Genomic DNA, 12,476 nt, shown 5'->3' with positions numbered 1-12,476 from the left:
AGAGTGCGGCAAGAGTGGTCACAATAGCATTCCAGAGTTGGTGCTCCATAATCGGCTCCGAAGGTGGTACTTCTGGTGCCTAGTATGGAGCCCAACTTGTTGTCGCGCAATACCTTTCGGCTCATGGCGCAAAAAGCTCGCCAGTGACGGGAGCGGCGACGGGCGTTCTTCACACTCCGTCAAGTGAATACAACACTTAATCGCGTGTCAACTTCTGCATAGCGATAGCAACACCACTCACGTCAGCGAGGTCACCCCGTCACTGGCGTTCCGGGCTGCACGTTGCACAATTCCATCAGTTCTCTAGACCAGGTGGCACTGAGCAACATTAAATGCCGTGGTACTAGACCATCGCGCCGATCAACGAAACCCTCGCGATACATTTTGCACTCTCAATGCACCGAGGTCCCGCCCCTGGCTTAAAGAGCCGTGGGCTAATTGATGTTGGGTGAATGGGACCATTATTGCACAGTGCCTTGGCTTACTTTTCCTTCCCCTTTTCCAGTTTTCTGGTCAGTTGTTCAATTTGCTTTTCCAGCGCGTCGTGGTTTTCGGTCATTTCCCGTTCGAGTGTTCCAAAGGTATCCATCCCCGATTCTGCAGTTTCCTTAATTTGCTTCTCGAGAAGATCGTGCTTCTTCTGCAGTTCAGCTAATTCCTTTTCCACAGAAGCCTTTTCTTCCCCCTGAAGGCCTTCCGATTTTTTCATCAGTGTTGAGATTCTTGTTTTAAGTGCCTTGGCTTTTTCGCCGAAGGTCTTGCTGAGAGCCTCGCGATCCTGTTTGAACTTTGCTGGATCAGCTTGAATAGTAAACCAACCTCTCCACAATCCGATACCACCGACGATGAGGATGAGGATGATGACGGCGATCAAGAGTTTCTTCATGGATTATTATCCTTCTTCAAGGTGAGTGTTGTGGTGCCAGGATAACTGCACGGAGATACCAAAGTCACAATACAGCAAAGGATATTATAGTCCAAATATGTACTATTGACCCGCTTCACTCGGGCCTACCGCGAATGCAATAGCCCTAGCGATGATGGTTACACAGGGGGGTACTGTTTTGGGGATGTGTTGCATGGCAGTGCTGACGTTGAGGCTCTTGCATGCCCAGGAGCTGACTGTGCAGCGGAATTCGCTACAGCATCTTGAGCATTTCATACATGGTAGATTTGCGTTCTTCCCGTGCATCAGGCAGGAGATTGGTTAGTCGAAGCCCGAAGAACTTGAAGACCTGATAACCTCGTTGGGGCTTTAACTGTTCAACGAGAAAAGCATCATTGATTCGCGCGACCCAGATATCTTTTCCGCCCATACGGTTCTTCAGTGTCGCAGTGAAATAAGGAAGCATATCGTGAGAATCGCCGAGTTTGTCCAGGAATTTCCCTACGGAAGGATCGACCCACGCTTGAATCGCGTGCCCGCCTCCTCGCAAGGCCAGATTCTGCATGCTGTACATCTTGTAAGGGAAATAACTGTTTCTGCCTATCGGCGGCACTTTCGCGAAGTAGACGGCGTTGACAATAAAGAGTCCGCCATTTTTCGTATGGATTTCCAGCGTGGCCTGATACGAACTCTGAATTCGCGCCCAACTGACATCGTTGGTAGTCTTGATTAACTTACCTATTTGCTCTTCGAACATGTCTTACCCCATGAAATGATCGATGCCTGCTGATGGCAAGTGATGAAGTCTGGCAATATACACCAGTACAATCTTCAAACGGTAAGCAAACCGGCCAAAAATTCCTGAGAGAGCAAGGTAATTAACACTTGCCACAAATTGGTGAGAAGTTTAGGTAGGGAGCATCGCCGCGCCATGATGGCGAAGCACAGGTACTCTCGTGTTTTCAAGCAAGTCGCACCGAACGTCTCTCGAAAACCTATAGGCGCTGATTGTTCTGTTATAGTGATCCATCCCGAACATCTTTTCAACGAAGTAAGTAAGTTTCTTCTGGATTATCCTGGCAACCTCAAAGACAACAACCCAAAGTACGATTAACTTCAAAAATAAACTCACGGATAGTTTCGGTGCCGTTCCACAAGCACTCACATTTAATCAAAACAACTCCCCCTGCCGCTCCTTCTTCTCTGCCTTCACCGCTGGTTCTGAAATCCGTAGCGAGCGCATGCTGCCTTCGTAAGGTTGTAGCCATTGCTTGCCACCTTCATCCAGCCAGTGGTCGTAACTGCGGCGGGGGAGAATCACCGGCATGCGATCGTGAATCGTGCTCATGAACTCATTCGGGCCACAGGTCAGCATTGTCACCTCTCCGGCTCGCCAGATGCCGGCAAAGGCAAAGAGGGGTTCATCGAGTTGAATGAGATACTTGCACTTGTCGGCGCCCCATTCGAGAAACCCCGTGGCGGGGATCAGGCATCGGTGCTTGGCAAAGGCTGATTTGAACAGCGGGTTCGTCGCCACTGTTTCTACACGGGCATTGATGACCCGTTTCTTCAGCGTCGGATGCTGAAATCCCCATGTCAATACCTGTGGCACCCGCTGCGGCATGATCGTCAGCGCCGGTTTGTTCGCAAAGAGATCGCCTTGATACTCCTGCGGAGCCTGCGACTGAAGTTCAAAATACTCAGCCACTTCCTGGAAGTTGGCTTTAATCTGGAAGGCGAAGCACATGATGTGACCTCAATCTCAACTGCTATAATATGTTTGAAATGCATCACATGTTGGGTTGCAGAAAGCAAGGATGCTATTGTTTCGTATGCTCGACCCTCGGCTTGAAGTACCACGGGCAAATTGGCCCTGCGAATTGTTGTTGAATAGAGACGATGCCGTCGCTCGTCGATGAATCATAAACCCCGCTCGATTTCACTCGCTTCAGAATAGCCACGATGATGACACTGATGATCACGAGCAGGAACCAGGAAGTGATTTTGTTCCAGCCGACGATTCGCCAGCCACTGAGTTGATCGGGGTAGACCCAGGCTTTGCCAAAGGTGGAAATATTCTCAGCAATCCAGATGAAGAACCCGATGAGGAAGAAACTGAGTACCAGGGGTATCGTTCGGCGTTTCTGGATGACGGTGAAATCGACCATAGTGCGTGAATAGATAATCACTACGGCAGCAATAAGCCACCAGCGGATATCGATCCAGAAATGATGCACGAAGAAGTTGCCATAGATGGCCACAGCGAGTGGCAGACTGAGCCAGGTGGGGGGTACGTGTCGCATCTGCAAATGAAAAAGCCGCCAGGCCTGGCAGATGTAGCTGGCGACAGCAGCATACATGAAGCCACTATAGAGTGGCACCCAGCCCAACTTCAGATAGCCTGTTTCAGGGTAACTCCAGGAGCCGATGGCAGAATGCGTTTTGAATAACTCCAGCAACAAGCCGAGCAGGTGGAATACACCCAGCACCATGACCTCGTGAACCGTTTCGACACGGAAGCGGACAAGCAGAATCTGAATGACGATGGCAGCCAGGCAGAGAAAGTCGTAGCGAGGCAGAATGTCTACAGGCCACCATTGGGAAACCAGCAGCACCAGGAAGAAGCTGCCTGCGAACACGCAGGCTCTTGCCTGCAGTATGCCGAACCAGACAAACTCACACAGGAAGGATTTCATGGGAAGATGGTACAGAAACATCTATCACTTTGCAATACAAAGTAAAAAGCGGAAAATAGACCTCCGGTGAGTGCCGGTGGTTGATCAGGTATTATGTCGGTGCACTTCTTACTTCATGTTCAACATGAGTTCGCTGATGGACATCATATCCGGGGGAGATATCTTGCCTGATACTATAGCTTTCTTGAGTTCAATCTCCATGCGTTTGGATGCAGCTTGCCAATGAGACTGGTATTTCGCTTGGATTCGTTTGCTTTCTTCTGCACTCAGGTTTTTATATTCTTTCAAGAGACGAGCAAACCTGGTCGTAGCAGTCTGGATTTTTGTTTTATTGCCACTCTCGGCAGCATCAGCCATCTCATTCATGGCTCCAATCAAATCCTGTGCAAGAGCATCATTGCTGTTGCCACAACCGGAAAGTGTTGCGCATAGAACAAGAAGAAATGCCAAACCGAATGCCCGTTGCATGGTAAACCCTTGTCAATATGGCTGTCTCTTATGATACGACAGGCAAGTAAAACTCAAATGATTTCCGTCTTCCGGTCGAATGCTGATAGATTAATCTCATTCCACAGCGAGCAATAAACTATGACTGAAGCACCTTCAGTTGGCAAAAACAGACGATTTTCCAGAACAGTGATCTACTGGCTGTTTGTCTCCATTCTGTTCTGGGGAATCATCGCCTACCTGCTACTGCCCCTGTTCTGGAAAACCTATACCAAGCTGCATCCGGCTCTCGATAATATGCCGGGCATTACGACGACTGGTACAGGAATCCCAGGCGACCCGCTGAACATTGCACTCATCGGCACCAAGACAGACTTGATGAAGATCATGGTCGCAGCGAAGTGGTATCCCGCTGATCCGCTCAGCTTCAAAAGCTGCCTGGAAATTGCGGAAGCAACGGTGCTTAAACATCCTTACGATGCGGCCCCGGTCAGCAGTCTGTACCTGTTTGGCCGCAAGGAAGACCTCGCCTTTGAACAACCCGTTGGGGACAATCCACGTGAAAGGCATCATGTTCGGTTCTGGCAAGCTGAAAAGACCGATGCACAAGGCCGCCCGCTCTGGATCGGTTCCGCAGTATTTGATAAACACGTTGGCTTCAGCAGAACCACCGGGCAGATTACCCATGTGACCGCTGCCAACGTCGATGAAGAGCGTGATTACCTGATGCAGTGCCTGCAGAAAACTGGCAAGCTGATCAGTTCCACCTACCAGGATGGGTTCCATCAACAATTGCAAGGCAAGAATGGCGGCGGAGATCCGTGGCACACCGATGGCCGACTGGCGATAGGGGTGTTGCGGTAGCGTATTAATCGGAGAGATTAATTGGGCCGCTCAATCGATGATCGGCGAAAAGTCGAGCCGCTCATCGCCCCGCCAGGTGAACACAGCTTTCCAAAGATTCCCGTGGTCACCATAGATGCCAGTGTGAATGGATGCATCATACATGGCAATCTGAATACGGTTTCCTGGCCACATCGGCTTGAGAACGGGGAATTCTTTTGAACCGTCGAATTCAATATCTACAGGCTGATACCAGAGTACGGTGTTTCCATGTTCGACCATTGCACCAGTATTGCTGGTGCCGTCGTTCACGGTGATTTGCCCCAACGTTACCTTGGTACCGAGTCGCTGGGCTGCGGGCTTGGTTGCCTGAGCTGAACTGTAAAACATCTGGTACGGTGTCTTGCGATTCCCTGCATTCTGTTGGGTGGGATGTGCAAACACCTTGGGCATGGGGTTAGATTCGAATACTTTCCGGTTATGGTCGCTGTCCCAGGGTTCATCCAGTCGCAATTGTTGATGGAGCTTGGCTTCGCCCAGATACGGCAGGATGTGAACCCGCCAGCTATGCAGTGGCTTGCCATCCTTGAGAGACATGACTGGAGGCAGACAGTTCTGATCGGCATGGTACTCATGCATGGCAATCATAAGTTGCTTCATATTCATGGCACTGGAAACCTTGTTGGCGGCATAGTGGACTTTTTCGATCAGCATCGAAATCACAGGAAGGAATTCTTTCCCCTGCAGTGGAAAGATGGTTACCACATCGTTCCCATTCGGTTCAATCTTAATCTGGTCCAACTGTTTCTTTAGCACGCTGGCTGCATAGACCCAGAAATTCTCCAGGGTTCGTGGTGCGTTTTCGAGAGGCATGTTGTTGAGGGTGATCTTGCCGGTGGCCAATCCATATTTCATGGCAGCCAGGCCCAGGCGTGTATCGCGATCATCGCTAAAATGCATGACTGATTTCAGTTGCAGCGTGTTTTGCTGTTGTGGTTCAACATGCGATGTCAGACACATCGATTGCATCCTGGCAAAACCTTTGAACGGAGCCGCCATCTGGGGTGCTTCTTTCAACTGATCTTCGAGGAACTGTCCCAGTTTTACCGGCATCTGAAAGCCTAGCACCAAATGGTTGGCTTTCTCTGAAGCCTGGGCAACACTGGCTTTCAACCGTTCAGGCACTTCGCTGGCTGGTTCCAGTCGGGAAAGAAGTTTTGAGACATCCTGCTCAAACTGTTTGGGTTGTCGTCCATTAGCATCAACAAACAGGAGCACAGTACGGTCGTTGATGCGGACATAGGCATTCGTTGCTCCCACCACACCTTCATACTTGCTTCCCCGAATTGTTTTCACGTTCGATTCCAGGCTGGATCGTATTCGCGCGTAATCAAGGTCTTTTCGTGAAACCAGCAGCATATAGAAGAACTTTTGCGGATCAGGGCTTTCTTCCCGAGTAAACTCGAACTGGTCGACATACCACGTGAACGTGTCGATATCTTCGAGTTTGATTCCATAGCTGATCTCAAACTTCTGGTCGAGAGTATCGAGGCTCTTCTTCTCGGTGGTAATGAATTCCTTCATCAAGGCAGACTGGTAAAGTTCATGTACCCGCATGTGCAGGAAAACCATGGTCTTGGGATAGATAAAACTGGAAAATGATTCTGACCCAGGTTGCTTACCAACCGACTCTGGTAACAACAGGATGAAAACCAACAGACTGTAGAAATATCGAAACATGTTACATTCCCAAAAGGATGCTCCAGCCTAACCAGTGTGAAAAGCGGATGCAAAAAGAATACTCTATTTCTTGTCATCAATTCGTGTATGATGTGACATTCTCCAAATTTCTTTAGGGATGGTGCATGGAACCCCGTGGTTCATCCGCTCCGCGATTGACATTGCTGCAAGCCGTCAGCATTAACATGGCCATGATGGTTGGCGTGGGGCCTTTCATCACCATGCCCGATTTCGTCAAGAATATGGGTGGCACCCATTCGCTGGTCGTCTGGCTGATTGGCGCTCTGGTCGCCATCTGCGATGGCATGGTCTGGGCGGAACTGGCCAGCGCCTTCCCCGGTGCGGGTGGCACGTTTCATTTCTACGATCAGGCCTATGGCAAGAAGCCAGTAGGCAAACTGTTCAAGTTTCTCTTCGTCTGGCAATTTCTCTTCAGTGCCCCGCTGGAACTGGCAACCGGTGCCCTTGGCTTTGCCATGTACCTGGGCTACCTGATGCCTGACCTGAAACTGGTCGCCACCGATTGGCCCTGGACCATTCAACTCGAAAACCTGGTGGCGATGGTCATCATGCTCGGCATCGTAGCACTCGCCTGGCGCAACATCCAGGCAGCGGGCAAACTCATGGTGGTCCTCTGGATTGGTATGCTTGTCACCATGCTCGTGATGATCGCAGGCTGCCTGCTCAAAGCTGACCTGGGGCTGCTGACTATTGCGAAGGATCAACTGGTCTCTGCAGTCAACACTGGGTTGCAAGGCGATTATCGCTTATGGATCGGAGCCGGGGCAGCGCTCGCCATTGCCATGTATGATTTCCTCGGCTACTACCAGGTCTGTTACATGGGGGAAGAAGTCGATCAGCCTGAACGGAATCTGCCTCAATCCATCCTGATTGCGGTGCTGCTCATTGCCGCACTTTATTTCAGTTTGAACCTGAGCCTGTATGCAGTCATGCCTTGGCAGGATGTTGCCCAGAGCAAGCACATCGCCAGTGATGCCTTTGAAAAACTCTACGGCGGTTGGGCCGGGCAACTGATGACTTGCTTGATCTTATGGACAGCGCTCGCAGCAACGTATGCCGCCATGCTCAGCTATTGTCGTGTGCCTTATGCCGCCGCCCGTACCGGACATTTTTTCAGGCTGTTCAGCCAACTGCATCCCCGGCACCTGTTTCCCCATTATGCCTTGATTGCCCTTGGCATCATCGGCGCTTTGGCCTGTCTGCGAAACCTGGAGGCAGTGATTGCAGCACTGCTGACCAGTCGCATCTTGATTCAGTTCCTGGGCCAGATTGTGACCGTTTTCTACATTCGCCGGGTGCCTGAACTGAAAAGCCGGATGCGGTTCCGCATGCCGTTATTCCCGATTCCTGCGATCATCTCGTTTGCAGGCTGGACGTTGGTGTTCTGCACATCAGACATACCAGCCCTTTTGTACGGCGGATTGAGCCTGTTGATTGGTCTGGGGGCATTTGCTGTCTGGAACCGATGGCGTTCCGGGTAACTGCTCTGACTGACAACGGTTACAAAGTTTCCGTCTATCCGCGAGAAAAGTTGTTGCACTCTACTTAATTTGCCCAGTTTTCTTTTGTACAAAGGGCAAAGTGCCTGTTAGTTTTCATTACTTTCATTTTCTCATCTGAAATCGGCCATGAAAAAAGCTTGCAATCGAAAAGTACAACTTAGGCTTGAGTACCTCGAAGACCGCAGTGTCCCAGCTCAACTGGCAGCTCTTGCCGATGGCAACAAGTTGCTGCTTTTTGAAGATTCCTCTCCCGGAAATGTTTCCACCATCAACATCTCTGGATTGATGAACGGCGAAACGCTAAGCGGTTTGGATCGCTGGAGTATCAATGGTCAACTTTATGCGGTGGGCAGCCGAAGTGAATTGACGAATGTCAATCCATTTGGCGATGTCCTTCAGCGCTACACCACTTTCTACACCATCAATCCAATCAACGGCGTCGCTACTCGAGTCAGTGAAACGAACAGACAATCATACATCTTGTCTTTTCAGCAGGATCAAGGGCCTAATACTATACTGACCACGCTGGGCGGTCTGGATTCGGGCAATCCGCTGGTTGCCAGGCTGTTTAATCCATTGGGAAACAACAATGAACTACTTTCGTTGAGAAACCGGTTCTACCACGATTACAATAGCTTTTCCGCTGCACAAGGTGCACCGCGTAACATTACTAATGGTGTAGATCTCGCTTATCAGGCTGGCGACGTCAACTTCGGTTTGCCAATGAACTTGACCGATGCAGCGATCGATTTCAACCCGACCTTGCCCGCCGACATCTACTTCCTGGATGCCCAGCAGGGTGTGCTGGCAAGGCAGACCATGTTGCCTGATTTCATTTCTCCGCCAACATCGATTGTCACCGTCGGCTCACTAGGAGTTGACTTCACCAGTAAGGGTGGCTTCGATATCGTCAACGACACTGCCTATGCAGCCTTGACCAACAGCAATCATGAAGCCAATCTCTATACGATTGATCTGTCTACCGGCGCTGCGACTTTGCTCGGCACGTTGCCTGGTGTTACCAGTGTCAGTGGCTTGGTTGTTTTGCCTGCTGGTGATCAGAACCAGGCGCCGGTTGCAGCAGGGCCACGTGATGTTGACGCTTTTGAAGATGACGCCGCTGTCTTTTCGACAGCATTGGGCACTGCGATTATTGTCACCGACCCCGATGCAGCGCCAGATGAGATATTCACTGCCGAATTGCACAGCATCGTTCACCCTGAGAATGGCTTTCCCAATAATTCTGTTACCTTTACCCTGGGTAGTACTGCTGGAATAACTTTCCTGACAGGAGATGGCGTTGCTGACAGCCACATCGTTTTCCAGGGAACCCTTTCTGCCATCAATGCTGCGCTCGATGGTCTGGCAATCAGCACGTTGTACGCCAATCGTTACTCACTCTATGATGCTGAATGGTGGGGACATCTCCTTGTCAGCGATCCGAATACGGTGCATGCAGGCGGTGCAGCGGTTGCCATGCACGAATTCACCATCGACTTTGCACCGGTTGATGATGGTCCGCCCATAGCCAAGAACTATCATCTCACCTTACCCGCAGGCCAGGTATTCGCCAGGCAAGGTGTCTTTGAAGCAAGCACCTTCGGCGTCGATCTGGATGAACTATACCTCTACAAGGCAAAAATTGTTAGTGTTACCCCCGGAGTGAACAGTGGGGCCTTCACCACGTTTTCCAACCCGGAAGAATCACAAGGGCAGCCTTTCTGGGCCTTCGTCGATTACTACCGGCCTGATGGATTCACAGGCACCGATGTCTTCACTTACACCATTACCGATGGCAGCGGTAACATGGCGGTTGGCACCATCACAGTAGATGTTCAAGGCGAAGAGCCTGCAGCAGATCACATCATTGCAGTTGGTGCCGACACGGGCAATCTGCCTCAAGTGCTGGTGATGGATGCTGACACGCTGGAAACGATCAGCAATTTCCAGGCGTTTTCGAGCAGCTTTAAAGGTGGCGTGCGAGTAGCAGTTGGCCATCTGCGCGATAACGAGCGAGCCGATGTCGTTGTAGCCCAGGCTCGCAATGGCGATGGCTGGGTGCGTGCCTTTACCGCAGAGGGCCAGCCTCTCGATGGCAACTGGGGCAAAGGCGTTCAGCCTTTCGGCAAAACCAGGCAATCGCTGGAGATCGCTGTCGGCGATGTCAATGGTGATGGCTACGACGATGTAGCGGTCTCAGGCATTCATCAGGGTGCTCGCACCGTTCGGTACTTCAGCGGCATCAATGCACTCTATCTCGGTCAGAAAACGATACGCAGCTATCTTGGCTCCTGGGCCTTCACGCTAGCAGACCTCAATGGCGATCAGCGTGCCGATCTGGTGACCCTGGGTTCCAATGGCCGATCATACCTTACCCATGCCTGGTCTGCAGGCACCGGTTCCGCACTTGCAGTTGCCAATCCGTTTGCCGGGCTTGATTCCAACATAGCGAGAAAGTTCCTGGGCAGCAGGCAGGCAGGGCTGAGCATCGCTGCCGGAGACATCGATGGCGATGGCATCGTTGATGTCGTAGGCTCAGTCACCTCCATCAAAGGTGAAACCCTGGCGCGATCCAGATTGAGTCTTTCCGGCACAAGTTCACTGTTCTTCCAGCAGCCCAGCCGGTTCCGGGGCAGCCTGCTCACCAATCGCCTGGCCCTGATTGATGTAAATCTGGATGGCATTCTCGATGTGCTGATGGGTGCCAGCGGCGGCACCGGAACTGCCGAAAACCTGACAGGTGTATCGGCTCAGTTCACTGACATTCTGTTTGCCAAGGCCATGGGTAATCGCTGGCAACGAGGGTTCAGCCTGGCGGCAGGGTAATCTCTTTCCCACAGATTCAGGAATTGCATAAACTATCCAGACCTTGCGTTATCCATTTTTCGGATGACAAATGAACAACTTTTCTGGAGCGTACGATGAAATGGTTTGCGGTTGGTTTGATGTTTTTCTGCAGCATCGCCACGGCCGATGATAAAAAATCCCCTGTCGATGGTGTGTGGAAACCCACCAAGGCTGAAGTCTCAGGCAATGCACTGCCTGCGGAACTTCTTGAAGCTATCACACTGACCATCGAAGACGAGAAATATGAAGTCAGCATGGCGGGGCAATCCGATAAAGGCACCTGCAAAGCTGATACTTCCACCAAGCCTCACCGTCTCAAGATCGTGGGTGATGATGGCCCCAATAAGGGAAAAACGATGCTCGCCATCTACGAACTGAAAGATGATCAACTGACTGTCTGCTACGATTCCGAAGGCAAGGAATATCCCAAGGAATTCAAGTCGCCTGCCGATTCCAAACTGCTGCTGCTGGTGTACAAAAAATCAAAATAGTATTGCGCAATAAAAGAGAGGATGCTGTGGATGCAGCATCCTCTTTTGTATTCACTGTAATTACCTCACCCGCCATTCATAACGAGCCTTGCCCTGGTTATCAATCGCTACCAGGTTCTTGTCGCTCAGGTTGGTCACTCGCCAGGAAAATACCTGGTTGATCATTTCTTTCTCGGTCGATGCCTTGATCGTGGCGACAATTACGCCGTTCTCCAGCACCCAGGTGCCACTGGTTCGCTGGTCGTGTTTGAAGGTGTTCTTGATACCTGATTTCCAGTCGATGGTGGTACTGAAAGTGCCATCGGCATTCAGCGTGTAATAGTTGATCGACTCTTCGGTCTGATGTCCCCAGGTGCCTATGAGTTTGCTCCGCATTTCCTGCATGGTGCTGGGGGCGGCAGGCAATTGCTGGTAGACAATGGTCACCGGTGCAGCGGCTGGCGTCGGAGCAGGCGCTGGGTTTGGATTAGCCGGTGCCGCCTTGGTGGGTGCTGCATTGGCAGTCGTTTTGCTGCCTGCTGAGGCTCGCTGCAACACCATCAGGACGCGATGAGATCCAGATTGGTTGGAAAAATCTGTCGGACGGCCTTTTTCATTGATTCCCGGAAAGCACAACATCAGACTATCGCCTGAATGCAGATAGATCCCCGTGGCTCCAACTTTATTGGCCCCCATGAGATCAATGCTTTTCGGCTCGGTTTTGCTGTTCAGCACAAACGGAATCTTTTTCGCTTCAAACTGCCCCGGTGGCAGCATGCTGATGACCAGCCCTTCCACGGTAAAGTAGCCATCCGCTACCAGCTTGGTAGCAATTTCCTGTTCTGTCAGCGATTTGCCATCCTCCAGCACCGTGACGACTTTCCATTTCCCCTGAAATGATTTGGTGTCATCCACTTCACCCTGAAAACACATGAACAGGGAAACCAGCAACAGCGAATGCAACATGAGAGCCTCCTGCAACAACATGGTGAAAAGTTCGGTTTGTTTCAGATGCCGGGCATCT

General features: G+C 51.1%; 11 protein-coding genes. 4 read left to right on the top strand and 7 right to left on the bottom strand.

Annotation, left to right across the window (positions count from 1 at the left end):
• Window positions 1-481: 481 nt before the first annotated feature.
• From JNJ77_19190 to JNJ77_19170, 5 genes are all read right to left on the bottom strand, one after another.
• Window positions 482-886 carry a hypothetical protein gene (locus JNJ77_19190; GenBank protein ID MBL8824720.1) on the bottom strand — a complete coding sequence of 135 codons (405 nt, stop codon included), beginning with the start codon at window positions 884-886 and terminating at the stop codon, window positions 482-484.
• Between the two features lie 253 nt (window positions 887-1,139).
• The gene (locus tag JNJ77_19185) at window positions 1,140-1,643 is read right to left on the bottom strand and encodes a hypothetical protein (protein ID MBL8824719.1); all 504 of its coding nucleotides are present in this window, start codon (window positions 1,641-1,643) and stop codon (window positions 1,140-1,142) included.
• Between the two features lie 414 nt (window positions 1,644-2,057).
• Window positions 2,058-2,633 (bottom strand): SOS response-associated peptidase, encoded by a 576-nt coding sequence (locus JNJ77_19180; protein ID MBL8824718.1) that lies wholly within the window; start codon window positions 2,631-2,633, stop codon window positions 2,058-2,060.
• Between the two features lie 73 nt (window positions 2,634-2,706).
• The gene (locus tag JNJ77_19175; GenBank protein ID MBL8824717.1) at window positions 2,707-3,582 is read right to left on the bottom strand and encodes a DUF817 domain-containing protein; all 876 of its coding nucleotides are present in this window, start codon (window positions 3,580-3,582) and stop codon (window positions 2,707-2,709) included.
• 108 nt (window positions 3,583-3,690) lie between these two features.
• Window positions 3,691-4,050 carry a hypothetical protein gene (locus JNJ77_19170; GenBank protein MBL8824716.1) on the bottom strand — a complete coding sequence of 120 codons (360 nt, stop codon included), beginning with the start codon at window positions 4,048-4,050 and terminating at the stop codon, window positions 3,691-3,693.
• A gap of 120 nt (window positions 4,051-4,170) precedes the next feature.
• Between JNJ77_19170 and JNJ77_19165 the strand changes: the two genes are divergently transcribed.
• Complete coding sequence (locus JNJ77_19165; GenBank protein ID MBL8824715.1) at window positions 4,171-4,893, top strand: LssY C-terminal domain-containing protein; 723 nt, start codon at window positions 4,171-4,173, stop codon at window positions 4,891-4,893.
• 30 nt (window positions 4,894-4,923) lie between these two features.
• On the opposite strand, the gene JNJ77_19160 is transcribed toward JNJ77_19165, so the two are convergent.
• The gene (locus tag JNJ77_19160) at window positions 4,924-6,612 is read right to left on the bottom strand and encodes a DUF1559 domain-containing protein (protein ID MBL8824714.1); all 1,689 of its coding nucleotides are present in this window, start codon (window positions 6,610-6,612) and stop codon (window positions 4,924-4,926) included.
• 125 nt (window positions 6,613-6,737) lie between these two features.
• Here JNJ77_19160 and JNJ77_19155 point away from each other — a divergent pair, with 125 nt between their 5' ends.
• The 3 genes from JNJ77_19155 (at window position 6,738) to JNJ77_19145 (ending at window position 11,473) form a co-directional block, all read left to right on the top strand.
• Entirely contained in the window at window positions 6,738-8,114 is a 1,377-nt protein-coding gene (locus tag JNJ77_19155; protein ID MBL8824713.1) for an APC family permease, read from the top strand.
• Window positions 8,115-8,261: 147 nt separating this feature from the next.
• The gene (locus tag JNJ77_19150) at window positions 8,262-10,961 is read left to right on the top strand and encodes a DUF4394 domain-containing protein (GenBank protein MBL8824712.1); all 2,700 of its coding nucleotides are present in this window, start codon (window positions 8,262-8,264) and stop codon (window positions 10,959-10,961) included.
• A gap of 95 nt (window positions 10,962-11,056) precedes the next feature.
• Window positions 11,057-11,473: a TIGR03067 domain-containing protein gene (locus JNJ77_19145; GenBank protein MBL8824711.1), complete on the top strand. Its 417-nt coding sequence runs from the start codon at window positions 11,057-11,059 to the stop codon at window positions 11,471-11,473.
• Between the two features lie 60 nt (window positions 11,474-11,533).
• On the opposite strand, the gene JNJ77_19140 is transcribed toward JNJ77_19145, so the two are convergent.
• Window positions 11,534-12,418 carry a TIGR03067 domain-containing protein gene (locus tag JNJ77_19140; protein MBL8824710.1) on the bottom strand — a complete coding sequence of 295 codons (885 nt, stop codon included), beginning with the start codon at window positions 12,416-12,418 and terminating at the stop codon, window positions 11,534-11,536.
• Window positions 12,419-12,476 lie beyond the last annotated feature (58 nt).

The sequence above is a fragment of the Planctomycetia bacterium genome, from assembly GCA_016795155.1.
Classification (GTDB): Bacteria; Planctomycetota; Planctomycetia; order Gemmatales; family HRBIN36; genus JAEUIE01.
This window is presented reverse-complemented; position numbering and strand designations above follow the sequence as displayed.

Bases quoted from the DNA above. Each gene is read 5' to 3' on its own strand.
- JNJ77_19180 (MBL8824718.1), bottom strand. From the start codon at position 2,633: ATGTGCTTCGCCTTCCAGATTAAAGCCAACTTCCAGGAAGTGGCTGAG.
- JNJ77_19155 (MBL8824713.1), top strand. From the start codon at position 6,738: ATGGAACCCCGTGGTTCATCCGCTCCGCGATTGACATTGCTGCAAGCC.
- JNJ77_19150 (MBL8824712.1), top strand. From the start codon at position 8,262: ATGAAAAAAGCTTGCAATCGAAAAGTACAACTTAGGCTTGAGTACCTC.
- JNJ77_19140 (MBL8824710.1), bottom strand. From the start codon at position 12,418: ATGTTGCATTCGCTGTTGCTGGTTTCCCTGTTCATGTGTTTTCAGGGT.
- JNJ77_19165 (MBL8824715.1), top strand. From the start codon at position 4,171: ATGACTGAAGCACCTTCAGTTGGCAAAAACAGACGATTTTCCAGAACA.
- JNJ77_19145 (MBL8824711.1), top strand. From the start codon at position 11,057: ATGAAATGGTTTGCGGTTGGTTTGATGTTTTTCTGCAGCATCGCCACG.
- JNJ77_19175 (MBL8824717.1), bottom strand. From the start codon at position 3,582: ATGAAATCCTTCCTGTGTGAGTTTGTCTGGTTCGGCATACTGCAGGCA.
- JNJ77_19170 (MBL8824716.1), bottom strand. From the start codon at position 4,050: ATGCAACGGGCATTCGGTTTGGCATTTCTTCTTGTTCTATGCGCAACA.
- JNJ77_19160 (MBL8824714.1), bottom strand. From the start codon at position 6,612: ATGTTTCGATATTTCTACAGTCTGTTGGTTTTCATCCTGTTGTTACCA.
- JNJ77_19190 (MBL8824720.1), bottom strand. From the start codon at position 886: ATGAAGAAACTCTTGATCGCCGTCATCATCCTCATCCTCATCGTCGGT.
- JNJ77_19185 (MBL8824719.1), bottom strand. From the start codon at position 1,643: ATGTTCGAAGAGCAAATAGGTAAGTTAATCAAGACTACCAACGATGTC.